Annotated in this window: 15 protein-coding genes; 8 read left to right on the top strand and 7 right to left on the bottom strand. The window is 58.9% G+C overall.

What is annotated here, in order from left to right; all coding sequences use genetic code 11:
• Positions 1-11: 11 nt before the first annotated feature.
• The 3 genes from AB4O41_RS04460 (at position 12) to AB4O41_RS04450 (ending at position 4,806) form a co-directional block, all read left to right on the top strand.
• On the top strand, positions 12-644 hold the full coding sequence (locus tag AB4O41_RS04460; RefSeq protein ID WP_460146455.1) for a Vgb family protein: 633 nt from the start codon (positions 12-14) through the stop codon (positions 642-644).
• 91 nt (positions 645-735) lie between these two features.
• Positions 736-1,401, top strand: coding sequence for a DUF2238 domain-containing protein (locus tag AB4O41_RS04455; RefSeq protein WP_460146454.1), 666 nt, complete (start codon positions 736-738; stop codon positions 1,399-1,401).
• A 204-nt stretch (positions 1,402-1,605) separates the two neighbouring features.
• Positions 1,606-4,806, top strand: coding sequence for a glycogen debranching N-terminal domain-containing protein (locus AB4O41_RS04450; RefSeq protein WP_460146453.1), 3,201 nt, complete (start codon positions 1,606-1,608; stop codon positions 4,804-4,806).
• A 17-nt stretch (positions 4,807-4,823) separates the two neighbouring features.
• On the opposite strand, the gene AB4O41_RS04445 is transcribed toward AB4O41_RS04450, so the two are convergent.
• Positions 4,824-5,087 carry a hypothetical protein gene (locus tag AB4O41_RS04445; protein WP_460146452.1) on the bottom strand — a complete coding sequence of 88 codons (264 nt, stop codon included), beginning with the start codon at positions 5,085-5,087 and terminating at the stop codon, positions 4,824-4,826.
• Positions 5,088-5,543: 456 nt separating this feature from the next.
• On the opposite strand from AB4O41_RS04445, the gene AB4O41_RS04440 reads away from it, so the two are divergent.
• Entirely contained in the window at positions 5,544-6,605 is a 1,062-nt protein-coding gene (locus AB4O41_RS04440) for a hypothetical protein (protein ID WP_460146451.1), read from the top strand.
• A gap of 16 nt (positions 6,606-6,621) precedes the next feature.
• Positions 6,622-6,975 carry a DUF1428 domain-containing protein gene (locus AB4O41_RS04435; protein ID WP_460146450.1) on the top strand — a complete coding sequence of 118 codons (354 nt, stop codon included), beginning with the start codon at positions 6,622-6,624 and terminating at the stop codon, positions 6,973-6,975.
• Positions 6,976-6,989: 14 nt separating this feature from the next.
• On the opposite strand, the gene AB4O41_RS04430 is transcribed toward AB4O41_RS04435, so the two are convergent.
• Positions 6,990-7,184: a hypothetical protein gene (locus AB4O41_RS04430; protein ID WP_030128949.1), complete on the bottom strand. Its 195-nt coding sequence runs from the start codon at positions 7,182-7,184 to the stop codon at positions 6,990-6,992.
• A gap of 124 nt (positions 7,185-7,308) precedes the next feature.
• On the opposite strand from AB4O41_RS04430, the gene thpR reads away from it, so the two are divergent.
• Entirely contained in the window at positions 7,309-7,848 is a 540-nt protein-coding gene (gene thpR, locus AB4O41_RS04425) for an RNA 2',3'-cyclic phosphodiesterase (RefSeq protein ID WP_460146449.1), read from the top strand.
• 402 nt (positions 7,849-8,250) lie between these two features.
• Here thpR and AB4O41_RS04420 read toward each other — a convergent pair whose 3' ends face one another.
• The 5 genes from AB4O41_RS04420 to AB4O41_RS04400 form a co-directional block, all read right to left on the bottom strand.
• Positions 8,251-9,348, bottom strand: a complete 1,098-nt coding sequence (locus AB4O41_RS04420; RefSeq protein ID WP_460146448.1) for a polyamine ABC transporter substrate-binding protein — start codon at positions 9,346-9,348, stop codon at positions 8,251-8,253.
• A gap of 139 nt (positions 9,349-9,487) precedes the next feature.
• Entirely contained in the window at positions 9,488-10,372 is an 885-nt protein-coding gene (locus AB4O41_RS04415) for an ABC transporter permease subunit (protein ID WP_460146447.1), read from the bottom strand.
• Positions 10,369-11,250 carry an ABC transporter permease subunit gene (locus AB4O41_RS04410; protein ID WP_460148275.1) on the bottom strand — a complete coding sequence of 294 codons (882 nt, stop codon included), beginning with the start codon at positions 11,248-11,250 and terminating at the stop codon, positions 10,369-10,371. The genes AB4O41_RS04415 and AB4O41_RS04410 overlap by 4 nt, the downstream gene beginning before the upstream one ends.
• A 29-nt stretch (positions 11,251-11,279) precedes the next feature.
• Positions 11,280-12,422: a polyamine ABC transporter ATP-binding protein gene (potA, locus tag AB4O41_RS04405; RefSeq protein WP_460146446.1), complete on the bottom strand. Its 1,143-nt coding sequence runs from the start codon at positions 12,420-12,422 to the stop codon at positions 11,280-11,282.
• Between the two features lie 315 nt (positions 12,423-12,737).
• Positions 12,738-13,499, bottom strand: coding sequence for a gamma-glutamyl-gamma-aminobutyrate hydrolase family protein (locus AB4O41_RS04400; RefSeq protein WP_460146445.1), 762 nt, complete (start codon positions 13,497-13,499; stop codon positions 12,738-12,740).
• A gap of 280 nt (positions 13,500-13,779) precedes the next feature.
• Here AB4O41_RS04400 and AB4O41_RS04395 point away from each other — a divergent pair, with 280 nt between their 5' ends.
• Complete coding sequence (locus AB4O41_RS04395) at positions 13,780-15,156, top strand: glutamine synthetase family protein (protein ID WP_050681361.1); 1,377 nt, start codon at positions 13,780-13,782, stop codon at positions 15,154-15,156.
• Between the two features lie 282 nt (positions 15,157-15,438).
• Entirely contained in the window at positions 15,439-16,929 is a 1,491-nt protein-coding gene (locus tag AB4O41_RS04390) for an aldehyde dehydrogenase (protein ID WP_460146444.1), read from the top strand.
• The last annotated feature ends 44 nt before the right edge of the window (positions 16,930-16,973 follow it).

The following is a 16,973-nucleotide window of genomic DNA, read 5'->3' as shown; positions in this document are numbered from 1 at the left end:
AGGAGCAAGACATGAAACATTCAACGGCCGAAATCATCCGCGAATACGGACCTTTTCCAGGCGTCGACAGCGTGCATGGCGTCACCCATGACGGTCATCAGGTCTGGTTTGCCTCCGGCGACAAACTCAACGCCCTTGATCCTGCGAGCGGCAAGACGCTGCGCTCGATCGATGTCGCCGCCCATGCCGGCACAGCCTTCGACGGTCAGCACCTGTTTCAGATCGCCGAGGATCGCATCCAGAAAATCGACCCACAGACCGGCCGCGTGCTCTCCACCATCCCCGCGCCCGGCGGCGGTAGCGACTCGGGGCTTGCATGGGCTGAAGGGACGCTCTGGGTCGGCGAGTATCGCGAGCGCAAGATTCATCAGGTCGATCCCCAGACCGGGGCAGTGCTGCGCACGCTCGAATCCAACCGCTTCGTCACCGGGGTGACCTGGGTTGAGGGCGATCTATGGCACGGCACTTGGGAGGGTGAGGAGAGTGAGTTGCGGCGAGTCGACCCGGCCACGGGCGAGGTGTTGGAGAGCGTCCAGATGCCGGCTGGTGTCGGCGTGTCGGGACTTGAGTTCGATGGCCACGACCGGTTTTTCTGTGGTGGCGGCAACAGCGGAAAGGTGAGGGCAGTGCGCCGGCCTGAATAAGCCTTTGCGGCGCAAGTCTCGGGTCGTACCGCGGTGCGCGAATGGAACTAATCTACAGTGGCCGAGCGAGACCTTTTGAGGGGCTCAAGCCATGCAACCGAAGGAACATCCGCGATACGACCTGGCGCTGTTGATCGTGTTTCTTTTGATCGTCGCAGCGCTGGGGATCTCCCCCCATAGCCGAGTGGATTGGGTCCTGGAAAATCTGCTGGCCCTGCTACTGGTGATGGTCTTGGTGGGCGTCTCCCGACGGTTCCGTCTGTCTGCCGTTTCCATCAGTCTGGTGTTTGTATTTCTCTGCATTCATGAGCTCGGGTCGCACTACACCTATGCACTGGTGCCCTACGACCGCTGGTGCTCAGCCTTGACCGGGGTCAGCCTGAACAAAACCCTTGGGTTGGAACGCAATCATTACGATCGACTGGTCCATCTGACGTATGGACTCTTGATGGTGTATCCGATTCGGGAAGTGCTTGTACGAATCACACCGCTGCGCGGTTTCTGGGTGGGTTTTATCGCGCTGAACATCGTGCTGTCGACCTCGTCTGTCTATGAAATCGTGGAATGGATAGGTGGACAGTTCCTGGGAAAAGACACGGCGAAGGCATTTGTCGCTGCACAAAATGACCCATGGGACTCTCAGGCCGACATGGCACTGGCAGTGGCAGGTGCGTTCTTCACGTTATTGGTTGTCTGGTTCCGGCGACGCTTGTTTCATCGGAACGCTCAATTAAATGCCCTCGAAAAAAATTCATAAGTTCTCATTGAATGATGTCGATAAGCCGCCAATTGCTCAGAAGTCTGAAGAGCGGCGACCGGTGAGCCCCAGGGCGTATAACCGGATGGAACTGTTGCAGCAGGCGTACCGTCAATCGAGGACAGGGCCGCCAGATCCGAGTGAGAGGAAACGCCGAGGTGCTGGAGGCCATTATCCTTCGACCCCATGACGGAGGGTCTCTCCATGAGGATCGCTCAGATCGCGCCGCTTACCGAACGTTGTCCGCCCCGTTTGTATGGTGGCACTGAGCGGATCGTGTCTTACCTGACCGAAGAACTGGTGCGCCAGGGCCACGATGTCACGCTCTTCGCCAGCGGCGATTCGCAAACCTCGGCACGCCTGGAGTCAGGCGCCCACCAGGCCCTGCGGTTCGATCCACGCGTCAAGGACGGGTTACCTCATCATATCCTGATGCTCGATCATGTCCTGCATCAGGCGGATCAATTCGACGTGATGCATTTTCATGTCGATATCTATCATTTCCCCTTGATTCGACACTTGGCTGGCCGCAGCGTAACCACGCTCCACGGGCGTCTGGATATTGCCGATTACCAATCCTTTTACCCGCACTTTCCTGAAGTGCCACTGGTTTCGATTTCCAAGGCGCAACGCATCGCCGTGAAGGGAGACGTCAATTGGGTGGGTAATGTCTATCACGGCATTCCGGGCGATTTGCTGAGCTTCAACCCTGAACCGCGTGGCGATTATCTGGTGTTTCTGGGGCGAATCTCACCCGAAAAACGCCCGGACCGGGCCATCGAAATTGCCTTGAAGGCCGGGCTTTCATTGAAGATCGCGGCAAAGGTCGACAGAGCTGATCAGGTGTATTGGGAAGAAGTCATCGCCCCGATGATCGCCTCCCATCCGAATGTCGAATTTCTCGGCGAGATCGATGAATCCCAAAAGGCGGACTTGCTGGGCAATGCCCGCGCATTGATCTTTCCCATCGATTGGCCCGAGCCGTTCGGTCTGGTCATGATCGAAGCCATGGCCTGCGGCACGCCGGTGATTGCGTTTGGTCAGGGCTCGGTGCCGGAAGTGATCGACGAGGGCGTGTCCGGTTACATCGTCGATGGCGTTGCAGGGGCGGTAGCGGCGGTGCAGCGGTTGGCAGAGCTGGATCGGCGTAAGGTGCGGGCCAGGTTCGACGAACGGTTCACGGTCGAGCGCATGACCAATCACTATCTGGAGTTGTATCGCCATCTAACGGCGGGCAACACCTATGGCCATCCCTCGACACCCTTCGACATTCCGGCCACCGCGTCGCTGCAAGAGCTGCGCTTGCGCAACCTGAAAAACAACGACACCTTCGCCGTGTTCGATCCCAATGGCGACGTGCTGTTCGCGGACGACAGCCCGCAAGGGATTTTCCATACCGATACCCGACACCTTTCCGGGCTTTACCTGACGCTCAACGGTGCGCGGCCGTTGTTGCTCAGTTCCACGCTGCGTGATGACAACGCGATGCTGACCTGCGATCTGACCAATCCGGACCTGTTCGATGCCAATGGTGAAAAGATTCTGCACCACGATTTGATCCATTTGCGCCGCTCACGGTTTTTGTGGAAGGGCTCCTGTTACGAACGGCTGACCCTGCGCAATTTCGACGATTCGCCCCAGCATCTGCAATTGAGAATCCAGTTCGCGGCCGACTTCAAAGACCTGTTCGAAGTTCGCGGTGCCCGGCGCCCGCAGCGCGGAGAAGGGCACAGGGCAGAGATTACCGATGAAGAGGTGGTGCTTTCCTACACCGGCCTGGACCACAAACGGCGCATGACCCGCCTGCGTTTCGCCCCGATGCCGGCCAGCCTGACTTGCGATTCAGCGTTGTTCGAGGTGCGGCTGGCCCCGGGGGAAAGCCAGTCGCTGTTCATGGACATCAATTGCGGCGTGCAAAACCCGCCGTTTACGGTGCGCCACGGGTTCTTTATTTCATTGCGCGATTCCCGGCGCGAGCTACGCACATTCTCTTCGCGGGCGGCCTCGGTGGTGACCTCCCACGATGTGTTTAACGAGGCGGTCAGCCGCAGCGTTTCCGACCTCTACATGCTCATGACCAAAACCCGCGAGGGGCTATATCCCTATGCCGGCATTCCATGGTTCAGCACCGTTTTCGGACGAGATGCGCTGATCACGGCATGGGAGATGCTGTGGTTCGATCCCGGTATCGCCAAAGGCGTGCTCGGGCATCTGGCTGCCAACCAGGCAACCATCGTCGACCCCCACGCCGATTCCGAGCCCGGTAAAATCCTGCACGAAATAAGACTGGGAGAAATGGCCGAATTAGGCGAAGTGCCGTTCCGGCGTTACTACGGCAGCATCGATTCCACGCCACTGTTCGTCATGCTGGCCGCCGCGTATCTGGAGCGCACCAATGATTTGGGCACAGTGCGTCAGCTCTGGCCAAACATCGAAGCGGCGCTGACCTGGATCGAGGAATACGGCGACCGCGACGGCGACGGTTTTGTCGAGTATGGCCGACAGTCCGCCGAGGGGCTGATAAACCAGGGCTGGAAAGACAGCCACGATTCGGTTTTCCATGCCAATGGGCAACTGGCCGTGGGGCCGATTGCGATTGTCGAAGTTCAAGCCTATGTGTATGGCGCCTGGACCGGTGCCGCCAAAATCGCCCGTCGGCTGGGTGATCCAGAGCGGGCGCAGCGCCTGAAGTACAAGGCTCAACGCTTGCGAGAAGAATTCGATAACCGCTTCTTCGACGAAGAGCTGGGCACTTATATATTGGCCCTGGACGGCAACAAGAAACCCTGTCGAATCCGTACCTCCAATGCCGGCCATGCCCTGTTCGCGGGCATCGCTTACCCGGAACGCGCGGCATCGATCGTCAGCACGCTGATGGACCGTTCATCTTTTTCCGGCTGGGGCGTGCGCACCGTCGCGTCTTCCCAGGCTCGCTATAACCCGATGAGTTATCACAACGGCTCCGTCTGGCCCCACGACAATGCGCTGATCGCCGCCGGCTTCGCCCGCTACGGTTACCGTCGGGACGCGGCGCGGATTTTCGAAGGCCTGTTCGCCGCGTCGACCTACATCGATCTGCGGCGCCTGCCCGAACTGTTCTGCGGTTTTGCCCGGCAACGAACCCAAGGGCCAACGTTCTATCCAGTCGCCTGCATGCCCCAGGCCTGGGCCGCCGCTGCGCCGTTGTCGATGATTCAGTCATGCCTGGGGCTGAGTTTCAGGCCGAGGAAGCTCAACATTTTGTTCGACGAACCGGTGCTCCCGGCATTTCTGGACACCATCGCCTTGCGGCGTCTGGCAGTGGGTAATGAATGTGTGGACTTGATGCTCCGGCGCTCGGGGGAAAACGTCATGATCGAAGTTCTCAATCGTCAGGGGCCGGTGCGGATCTTGAGCACCAGTTAGGAGGATGAACGCCAGCGTCAGAAGGTGAACGCCTGTCCCGACGGATGCTGAGCCATTTCCGTCTCCAGCAGATGCTCAACCAGCACATCGTTCAAAAAGCGGAACTGATCGTTGAGCCCGACCACTTCGTTACTGAAGTGGTTGGCCGCTGCCGGCATCAGCAAGGCCTCGAAGTGTTTGTCGAACACCAACGCGATTGCTTTGCGAGGCACGACTTGCTGCGAATAGTAGTTGCTGCCGAACACCGGAAAACTCACGGCGAGGCTGATGGCATAAATCATGATTTCTGCTCCTCGGTTTTACCGATATTCAGCACCAAGCGGGAAAACAGGGTCAGGGTGACGGCCGTCAGGGCCAGGCAGGTCAGGAGATGGATCAACATGATTTGCCCCTCCGGTGCGGGGGTTGATTGGGGGATGAGGTTAATCCTGCACCTGACGGTTTTTTTGCGGAAGGCATTCGTGGCGATGGTGAATATTGATGTGAATGATGGTGGTGATCGGCAACGGTCTTGGGGCCTTTTCGCGAGCAGGCTCGCTCCCACATTGGATCCCCTGCGCACACGAATCTTGTGTCCAACGGTGATCAAGTGTGGGAGCGAGCCTGCTCGCGAAAGCGTCCTTGAGGGCATCATCCAATCATCTGACGGACGGAGTCCGCCCCCGACCTATACTCAAATCAGCACGTTCTTTAGCGTCGGACACCCCGTTCGGCGAAGACTGTAGGACACCGCGATCTTGAACCTGCGTTCGCTGATCGTCGCTGTGTTGGTGGTATTGGCGGGATGCGCCACGCACACGCCTGCCCCGGTAATTGTGGTGCCGGTGGTGGTGTCCCAGAGCACCTGGCAGCAAGTGGACCGGGAAATTGTCGCCGCTTCGCAACAGGCCACCGAACAGGCCAGGGTCTACGCCCGCGGGTCCATGGAGCACTGGCGCACGCGGGTTTATCAGCAGACCGAAGAAGTCTTTATTCCGTGGTTCAGCAGCTACTGGACCCAGGAATGGCTGTCGATGAAAGTCAGCTGGTACGCTATCAATGCCGGGGACGAGCAGGATGCGACAACCAAACGCCTGGCGGCCTATCTGCTGGAGCAATATCAGCAGCGCGTGCTGGAACCAGTGGCTGTGGAGATCGATCCTGACGCGATCCTCGGCCAGGCGACAGAGTTTTACGTGCAGCTCATGGGGCAGCAACTCGAGGTTATTTCCAAACGCCATGGCGTGCCGATGGCGCAGCTCAACGGTCGCATCCAGAAAATTCCGGCTATTTCACTGGGCCCGCCGCCCGTCCGTGAAGCTTCGTTGTATCAGGTGGTGCACACCGAGCTGAGCAAATTGCCGGCCTACCAGGCGCTGATCGACAAGATCCACACGGCGGGCGGCGAGAAGGGTATTGCCTCGACGGACGCAGGCATGACACCGGTGGCCAAGCGTGCCAGCAAGCGAATAGAAGCCGAAATGGCCCCGCGAGGTGCGGCCAGTGCGGTGGCGGCAATGGCGGGTAAGGCTGCCGGGGCATTGATTTCTGTAGGAGTGGCGGGGGTGCGCGCGATTATTCAGGCCAACGATAGGCCTGACAGCGAGGCACTGATTCGCAGCAGCCTGGGCAATTCGTTCGACAAGGCATGGGTGAAGCTGGTGGATAACCCCGCCACCGGCGTCATGGCCGGAACGTTGTACATGGCCAGGCAGATCGAGGGCAGCCTGGAGGAAACCGTCGAGCCGTCGGTCGGTCTGGATGCAGGAACTGTCGATTTTAGCCACGCTGATTCGACTACCCACCAGATCAACCCATAACCCGAGGAGAACGATCATGGCTTACGTTGATGGCTGTGTCTTTGCGGTGCCCACCGCCAACCGCGAAAAATTCAAGCAACACGCACAATCCGCTGCCGCAATCTTCAAGGAAAACGGTGCAATCAGCCTCGCCGAATGCTGGGGAGACGACGTGCCTGATGGCAAAGTGACCTCGTTTCCCATGGCGGTAAAACTCAAGGAAGACGAAACCGTGGTGTTTTCCTGGATCGTCTGGCCCGACAAGGTCACCCGTGACGCCGGAATGGCGAAACTCATGAGCGATCCGCGGATGCAACCCGACGTCAATCCAATGCCGTTTGACGGTCAGCGCATGATTTTTGGCGGTTTCGAAATGATCGTGAAAGCCTGAACGTAGTCGCAGGATCACTCCGGTGTCGGGGCGGTCCTGCAACTCTTGCGATTACGAATCTCGCTGTCTGAGGGGCGCTCCTTGATGAACTCGAAGCGTGGCTCGCCTTCGTTGTAGTGAACCAGCCAGCCCCATTCCAGCTCGGACTCATCCTGGCCGGGTTTCGGTGGCACGGCCCACCATGGCTCTTTACTGATGATCTGACGCATGGCGCCCTCCCGTCGATTCGGTTGCTTCAACTATAACGCGCATGCCGGCAGGTGCCAGAAATGCACTTGCTGGTGTGGTATCCCTTTGTAAAATCAAGGGTCCCAAAGCCTTGAGGTGCCAGATATGAGCGATGAAAATCGTGAGCCGTTCAAACGGCTATTCTTCGCCCTGAACTGCGCCCCCGAACAACGCCGGGCCATCGCCCAATGGCGCAACGCGCTGGGGCTCAACGTCGGGCGCCCGGTGCCGGCGGAAAACTTTCATCTGACGCTGCTGTTTCTCGGTACGGTGGGGATGGCGCAGATAGCGGGCGTCTGCGAGGCCGCCGCCAATGTCCAGATGCCCGGCATGCCGTTGACGGTTGTGCTGGATCGACTGGAAGTCTGGCGTCGCTCCGGGGTTTTGTTGCTGGCGCCCGAGCAGGCAGAACCGCCGTTGCTGCGGTTGGTGTATGCGCTGGAGCAGGCCATGTTGCCGTTTGGCTTCGAGGACACCCGTCGGGAATTTCGCCCGCATTTAACCCTGATGCGCGACTACCGGGCACCAGTCCCCGAATCCGCTACGCCGCCAGAGTTTATCCTGCGTGCTGATCGCTTCACCTTGTTCGAATCCCATAAAGGCCGGTACCGGGCACTGGCCGAATGGCCGTTGGTCTCTGCATAAGCCCACAAAAAAAAAGCGCCCGAGGGCGCCTGAAATTCACCTTAACCGAGGGAAGCCAGGTGAAGCCGTTCTTCTGAGAGGAGTGCAGCGGTGGTAAGGCGCTGCGTGAACGGAAGATGGTTGAAACCTTGCCACTGATCGTTCCCACGCTCTGCGTGGGAATGCAGCCCGGGACGCTCCGCGTCCCTTCCAGAGCCGAACGCGGAGCGTCCCTTGAAGCATTCCCACGCAGAGCGTGGGAACGATCATCTGCGCTCCACCACGGACTCCTGTGGGAGCGGGCTTGCTCGCGAAAGCGGTGGGTCAGTCACCAATGATGTTGAATGTGATGGCCCCTTCGCGAGCAAGCCCGCTCCCACATTTTGGTCCGTGGTAGTCAGATATTTTGTGTTCGATCGTGAATCACTTACCGAGCTTCACCCGCGTCCAGCCCCGGGTCATCACCCGCTGAATACCGATCGGCATGTCAGGAATCGCATACAGCGTCGCCATCACCGCTTGCGGCGGGTAGGAACCCGGGTCGTCGCGAATGGCTTCATCCACCAGTGGCGTGGCCGCCGCGTTGGCGTTGCTGTAGCCGATGTTGTTGGTGACTTCGGCGATGATGTCCGGGCGCATCAGGAAGTTCATGAGCAGGTAGGCGTTGTCGACGTTGGCCGCGTCCCGTGGGATGGCAACCATGTCGTAAAAGCTGCCGGCGCCTTCTTTCGGGATGCTGTATTCGATCGTCACCTTGTCGCCGGCTTCCTTGGCGCGGGCCTTGGCTTGCAGCACGTCGCCGGAGTAACCGACGGCGACGCAGATGTTGCCGTTGGCCAGGTCGGAGATGTACTTCGACGAATGGAAATAAGCCACCGATGGGCGAATCTTCATGAACAGCGCTTCGGCTTCGGCGATCTGCGCCTTGTCCTGAGAATTCACCGGGTAGCCCAGATAGTGCAGGGCGGCCGGGAGCATTTCTGTCGGCGAATCAAGAAAGCTGATACCGCAGGCTTTCAGCTTCGCAGCGTTTTCCGGTTTGAACAGCAAATCCCAGGAGTTCACCGGGGCATCAGTGCCCAGTACTTCCTTGACCTTGGCCGGGTTGTAACCGATGCCGATCGAGCCCCACATGTATGGGAAAGCGTGGCCATTGTCAGGATCGCTGGCAGAGGCATTTTTCAACAGCACCGGATTAAGATTTTTCCAGTTCGGCAGCTTCGATTTGTCCAGCGGCTGATAGACGCCAGCCTTGATCTGCTTGGCCAGGAAACTGTTGGACGGCACCACAATGTCGTAACCGGATTTACCGGCCAACAAGCGTGCCTCAAGGGTTTCATTACTGTCGAACACATCGTAGGTCACGCGGATGCCGGTCTCGTCTTCGAACTTCTTGACCGTGTCCGGGGCGATGTAATCCGACCAGTTGTAGACGCGCAATACCTTGTCATTGGCCTGGGCACCGGTAGCCATCGCGCCCAATAAGGACAGTGTCAGCAGAGTCCTGCCAAACATTTTCATCGGTACAACTCCATTTTCTTTTATAAAACACAAAACCGATTGTAGGAGCGAGGCTTGCCCGCGAAGAATGCACCGCGGTTTTTCAGGCATTACGCGTCATCGTTCTTCGCGGGCAAGCCTCGCTCCTACAGGTAAGGCACTAAGCCGTCGCTTCGACTCGCTGGTTTTTCGGTTGCTGCCACGACTCGCTGGCAGTCTGGTCCATGGCTTCCTGGATCGCTCGCTTGCGCGTGGCTTCGGCCTTGCGGCTGAAGTACCAAACCATGAGTGTGACGATCGACACCGCCAGCAGAATCAAACTGGCCACGGCATTGATCTCAGGCTTCACACCCAGACGCACCGCCGAGAACACTTCCATCGGCAACGTCGTCGAGCCCGGGCCAGAGACGAAACTCGCCAACACCAGATCATCCAGCGACAAGGCAAATGACATCATGCCGCCCGCCGCCAGCGACGGCGCGATCATCGGAATGGTGATCAGAAAGAACACCTTGAGCGGACGCGCACCGAGGTCCATGGCCGCTTCTTCAATCGACAGGTCCAGCTCTCGCAAGCGCGCCGATACAACCACCGCCACATACGCTGCGCAGAACGTGGTGTGGGCGATCCAGATCGTCACCAGGCCACGCTCCTGCGGCCAGCCGATCAACTGCGCCATGGCCACGAACAGCAGCAACAGCGACAGACCGGTGATCACTTCCGGCATCACCAACGGCGCCGTCACCAAGCCACCAAACAGCGTACGACCCTTGAAACGCGTCACACGGGTGAGCACGAAAGCGGCGAGGGTGCCCAACGCCACGGCGGCAATCGCGGTGTAGCAGGCGATTTCCAGCGAGCGCACCACCGAGCCCATCAGTTGCGTGTTGTCGAGCAGGCCGACGTACCACTTCACCGACCAGCCGCCCCACACCGTCACCAGTTTCGAGGCGTTGAACGAGTAGATCACCAGAATCAGCATCGGCAGGTAGATAAACGACAAGCCGAAAATCAGCATGAACTTTGAAAATCCGAAGCGTTTCATCCCCGTCCCTCCATCTCTTTAGCCTGGCTGCGGTTGAACAGCAGAATCGGCACAATCAGGATCGCCAGCATCACCACCGCCAAGGCGGATGCCACCGGCCAGTCGCGGTTGTTGAAGAACTCCTGCCACAGCACGCGGCCGATCATCAGGGTTTCCGGGCCGCCCAACAGTTCTGGAATCACGAACTCACCGACCACTGGAATGAACACCAGCATTGCACCTGCAATGATCCCGTTCTTGGCCAGCGGCACGGTGATTTTCCAGAAGTTGTTGAAGTTGCTCGAACCCAGGTCTGACGCGGCTTCCAGCAGGCTTTGATCGTGCTTCACCAGGTTGGCGTACAGCGGCAACACCATGAACGGCAGGTAGGCATAGACCACGCCGATGTACACCGCCGTGTTGGTATTGAGGATCTCGATCGGATGCGACGTGAGCCCGGTCCACATCAGGAACGCATTGAGTAGACCGTTGTTGCTGAGGATGCCCATCCACGCATAGACGCGGATCAGGATCGCGGTCCAGGTCGGCATCATGATCAACAGCAACAGAACGTTCTGCGTTTCCTTGTTGGCTTTGGTGATCGCGTAGGCCATCGGGAAACCGATCACCAGGCACATTAGCGTGCTTAAAAACGCGACCTTCAACGAGCCAAAATAGGCCGAGATGTACAACTCATCTTCGGTCAGTAGCGAGTAGTTGCCGAGGTTCAGCAGCAGCTGAAATTTCTGTTCGGCGAAGGTGTAAATCTCGGAGTAGGGAGGAATGGCCAGGGCCGCTTCCGAGAAACTGATCTTCATCACCAGGAAGAACGGCAACAGGAAAAACAGGCACAGCCACAGGAACGGAATGCCGATGACCAGTTTGCGGCCGCTGGGCACCAAGCGCAGGAACTGCTGATTGAAGGTTCTCATGAGCGCAGTACCACGCCGCTGTCGTCTTCCCACCACACGTAGACCTGATCGTCCCAGGTCGGGCGCGCGCCACGGCGTTCGGCGTTGGCCATGAACGACTGCACGATCTTGCCGCCGGGCAGCTCCACGTAAAACACCGAGTGGCCGCCGAGGTAGGCGATGTCATGCACCTTGCCTTCGGACCAGTTGTAGCGAGTCTCGGGCTTGAGGGGGCTGACCAGCATTTTTTCCGGGCGGATGGCGTAGGTGATCGACTTGTCCTGCACCGACGTACTCACGCCGTGGCCGACGTAGATCTTCTGTTGCAGATCCGGGCTGTGAATGATTGCGTGGCCTTCCAGATCCTCGACCACGGTGCCGTCGAACGCGTTCACGTTGCCGATGAACTCACAGACCATGCGGCTGACCGGCGCTTCATAGATGTCGACCGGGCTGCCGATCTGAGCGATCCAGCCCAGGTGCATGATCGCAATGCGTTCGGCCATGGTCATGGCTTCTTCCTGATCGTGGGTCACCATCACGCAAGTCACGCCGACGCGCTCGATGATCTCCACCAGCTCCAGTTGCATCTGCGAGCGCAGCTTTTTATCCAGCGCGCCCATCGGTTCGTCGAGCAACAACAGCTTCGGACGCTTGGCCAAGGAACGGGCGAGGGCGACACGTTGACGCTGGCCGCCGGACAACTGATGCGGCTTGCGTTTGGCGTACTGGGTCATGTGCACCAGCCGCAGCATCTCTTCGACACGGGCGTCGATTTCGCTGGCGGGCAAACGGTCCTGCTTGAGGCCGAAGGCGATGTTCTGCGCCACCGTCATGTGCGGGAACAGTGCGTAGGACTGGAACATCATGTTGATCGGCCGTTCGTACGGCGGCATGTCGGTGATGTCGACCCCATCGAGCAAAATCCGCCCTTCGGTCGGTCGCTCGAAGCCGGCGAGCATGCGCAGCAGCGTCGATTTGCCCGAGCCGGAACCGCCGAGCAGGGCGAAGATTTCGCCTTGATGGATCTCCAGGGACACATCGTCCACGGCGGTGGTTTCGTCGAATTTCTTGGTGACGCGGTCGACTTTCACCAACACCTTTTTCGGTGCCTGGTGACCTTCAAGAGCCTTCCTGTAGATGCTGGAGGCGTTTGCCATATGAAACTCCCAACAGATTTCAGTCGTCGGGCCAACACGGCCTGACTTAGTAGTTGATTGCAAGCCGTATCGCGGCCCCTGTAGGAGCTGGCGAAGCCTGCGATCTTTTGATCTTTATCTTGAAGAGCAAAGTCAAAAGATCGCAGGCTTCGCCTGCTCCTACGGGGATCCGATCGGGCTTATTCGGCACCGCCATCCTGGCTGCCTGGTCGTACTTGTTGTTATTGCGGTTCATCTATTACGTGAGCGACCGGCGCGCAAAGGCGCGCCCGCCAGACTCACGGGGGCAGTTAAATCGTTGAATGCTTTTTGACGTCAGCGCGTATTACGCAGCGCCGCCCTTAGCCGGCACGCATCGCCAAACGCCTGGAAAATACTCAAATAGGGGGAACTCGAAAGCACCTGCCATTCCGGGTGCCACTGCACGCCGACAGCGAAAGCCTTGCTGTGCTCGACGGAGATCGCCTCGATCAAACCATCCGGCGCGACAGCCTCAGCGCGCAGACCGGGAGCGAGCCGGTCGATGCCCTGGCTGTGAATCGAATTGACCTGGAACACCTGCGGCAGGTCCAGCGCGTCGAATACACCGCCCGGTTGCACATTCACCGCATGAGCTGGCGCGTATTGCACAGCCAGGTCCGGGTGATTCGCTTCGCGGTGATCAAGGTAGCCGGGCAGGTCATGCACCTTCTGATGCAGGCTGCCGCCGAACGCCACGTTCATTTCCTGAAAGCCCCGGCAAATGCCGAGCACCGGAACACCGGCGGCGATGGCTGCGCGCAGTAAGGGCAGGGTGGTGGCGTCCCGTTGCGGATCGTGATCCGTACCGGGGGCACTGGCCGGGCCTTGATAGTGGAAGGGCTCCACGTTCGACGGCGAGCCGGTCAGCAACAGACCGTCGAGCTGCGCGAGCAGGTCATCGATTTCGGTCAGATCGCCTAAGGAAGGAATGACCACTGGCAACCCCAAAGCCGCGACGCTGACAGCACGCAAATACTTGTCGCCGCTGACGTGGTAGGGGTGCAGGCCAATCTGTTTGACGCACGCAGTAACGCCGATCAATGGCTTGAATGCCATTTTTATCACCTCGAAGTTTCACACTTGAACGAGCTTTTCCGGAGCTTAGCCTTGTTGATTTTAATTAACAACTCTGATGTAAAAAATTCTAAACGCCATACGTCCGATCTTCAGGTTTTACGCGGTTCGCAAGACTCGACTAGCACTCTAGCGCCAAAAAACGCCCGTAAAATAAAGGGTGAGACGTCATGTGTTCGCTATTGACTTCACTTTGCCGTTCGGGTTGACTGGGCTCGTGAACGTGAAGTGAACATAATAATTAACAGCTAATAGGTGCATCATGTCGGTCCCTCTGCGTGCCGTTCAACTCAACGAAGCAAACGCATTCCTTAAGAAATATCCTGAGGTTTTGTACGTCGACCTTCTGATTGCGGATATGAACGGTGTGGTGCGCGGCAAGCGCATCGAACGCACCAGTCTTCATAAGGTTTACGAAAAAGGCATTAACCTCCCGGCGTCACTGTTTGCCCTGGATATCAACGGCTCTACGGTGGAAAGCACCGGCCTGGGTCTGGACATCGGCGACTCGGACCGCATCTGTTTCCCCATCCCCAATACCCTCAGCATCGAACCCTGGCAGAAGCGCCCGACCGCGCAGCTGTTAATGACCATGCACGAACTCGAAGGCCAGCCGTTCTTCGCTGACCCGCGCGAAGTGCTGCGTCAGGTGGTGAGCAAGTTCGATGACATGGGCCTGACCATTTGCGCAGCCTTCGAACTGGAGTTCTATCTGATCGACCAGGACAACGTAAACGGTCGTCCGCAGTCGCCACGCTCGCCGGTTTCAGGCAAGCGTCCGCACTCGACTCAGGTGTATTTGATCGACGATCTGGACGAATACGTCGATTGCCTGCAAGACATCCTCGAAGGGGCGAAAGAGCAGGGCATTCCTGCTGACGCCATCGTCAAGGAGAGCGCCCCGGCGCAATTCGAAGTGAACCTGCACCACGTCTCCGACCCTATAAAGGCCTGCGACTACGCGGTGTTGCTCAAGCGTTTGGTGAAGAACATCGCCTACGACCACGAGATGGACACCACCTTCATGGCCAAGCCGTATCCGGGCCAGGCGGGCAATGGTTTGCACGTGCACATTTCGATTCTCGACAAAGAAGGCAACAACATCTTCGCCAGTGAGGATCCCGAGCAGAACGCCGCACTGCGTCACGCGATCGGCGGTGTGCTCGAGACCCTGCCGGCGCAGATGGCGTTCCTCTGTCCGAACGTCAACTCGTACCGCCGTTTCGGCGCGCAGTTCTATGTGCCGAACTCGCCAAGCTGGGGCATCGACAACCGCACCGTAGCGGTCCGCGTGCCCACCGGTTCGGCGGATGCCGTGCGCATCGAACACCGCGTTGCCGGCGCCGATGCCAACCCGTACCTGTTGATGGCGTCAGTGCTGGCCGGTATTCACCATGGCCTGACCAACGAAATCGAACCGGGCGCCCCGGTCGAAGGCAACAGCTACGAGCAGAACGAGCAAAGCCTGCCGAACAACCTGCGCGATGCGTTGCGTGAGCTGGACGACAGCGAAGTCATGGCGCGCTACATCGACCCGCTGTACATCGACGTGTTCGTCGCGTGCAAGGAAAGCGAACTGGCCGAGTTCGAAAACTCCATCTCCGACCTTGAGTACAACTGGTACTTGCATACGGTTTGATGGGCTAAAAACCGTCAGTCAAGGATGAAGGGTTGGGTGTACACAGATCATGTGTACACCGCCAAGCCCTGTGGGAGCGGCGACGTACACAGGTTTTGCGAGCAACACCCATCAACTGTGGGAGCGGGCTTGCTCGCGAAGAGGCCATCACATTCAACATTGATGGCGCCTGACCCACCGCTTTCGCGAGCAAGCCCGCTCCCACAGTTGATGGGGGTTCTGATATTTAACCGGTTGGCATCAATCCAACGATCAACTATTCCTCTGCGTAGAGTCACAACCATGACAAACACTCGCAGCGACTGGGAGCAACGCTTCCAGTCCCTCACCCTAGAAGGCCGCGCATTCATCGACGGTCAATACTGCCCGGCACTCAGCGGCGATACCTTCGAATGCATCAGCCCGGTCGATGGCCGCTTCCTGGCGAACATCGCCAGTACCGACGAAGCCGACGCCAATGCCGCCGTGCAGGTTGCACGCCGCACATTCGAATCCGGCATCTGGGCCAAACTGCCCCCAGCCGAGCGCAAGCGCATCCTGATTCGTTTCGCTGATCTGATTCTGCAAAACCAGGAGGAACTGGCGCTGCTGGAAACCCTGGACATGGGCAAACCGATCAGCGATTCCATGAGCATCGACATCCCAGCGACCGCCAACGCGATCCGCTGGAGCGCCGAAGCAATCGACAAAATCTACGACGAAGTCGCCGCCACGCCCCACGACCAACTCGGCCTCATCACCCGCGAACCAGCAGGCGTGGTCGCCGCGATTGTGCCGTGGAATTTCCCGCTGATCATGGCCAGTTGGAAGTTCGCCCCAGCCCTCGCGGCAGGCAACTCGTTCATCCTCAAGCCTTCGGAAAAGTCACCGCTGACGGCCATTCGCATCGCGCAATTGGCCCTCGACGCCGGCATCCCCAAAGGCGTGTTCAACGTTCTGCCAGGCTTCGGTCACACTGTCGGCAAAGCGCTGGCGTTGCACATGGACGTCGACGTGCTGGCCTTCACCGGCTCCACCGCGATTGCCAAGCAATTGCTGATCTACGCCGGCCAAAGCAACATGAAACGCGTCTGGCTCGAAGCGGGCGGCAAGAGCCCGAACGTGGTGTTCGCCGACGCGCCGGATCTACGCGCGGCAGCACAAGCAGCGGCTGGTGCGATTGCTTTTAACCAGGGCGAAGTCTGCACCGCTGGCTCACGTCTGCTGGTGGAGCGCTCGATTCGTGAGCAGTTCATTCCATTGCTGGTGGAAGCCCTGCAAGCCTGGAAACCGGGGCATGCCCTCGATCCTGAAACCGCCGTCGGCGCGGTCGTCGATCAGCGGCAATTGGACAACGTGCTGCGCTACATCCAGATCGGCAAAGACCAGGGCGCGCAACTGATCGCTGGCGGCAGCCGCACCCTCGAAGACACCGGTGGCCTTTATGTGGAACCGGCAATTTTCGACGGCGTGACCAACGCCATGACCATCGCCCGGGAAGAAATCTTCGGCCCGGTGCTGTCGCTGATCACCTTCGACACCGCTGAAGAAGCCCTGCAGATCGCCAACGACAGCATCTTCGGTCTGGCCGCCGGCGTGTGGACCAGCAACCTCAGCAAGGCCCATACCTTCGCTCGCGGTTTGCGCGCCGGCAGCGTCTGGGTCAACCAGTACGACGGCGGTGACATGACCGCGCCGTTCGGCGGGTTCAAGCAGTCGGGTAACGGTCGGGACAAATCGCTGCACGCGTTCGACAAATACACCGAACTCAAAGCGACCTGGATCAAGCTCTAACACCTTTACAGCGGCGGTCGCCGGCGCGTGCCGGCGGCCCTCGG

The sequence above is a fragment of the Pseudomonas sp. S2_A02 genome (genome assembly GCF_054668495.1).
This window is presented reverse-complemented; position numbering and strand designations above follow the sequence as displayed.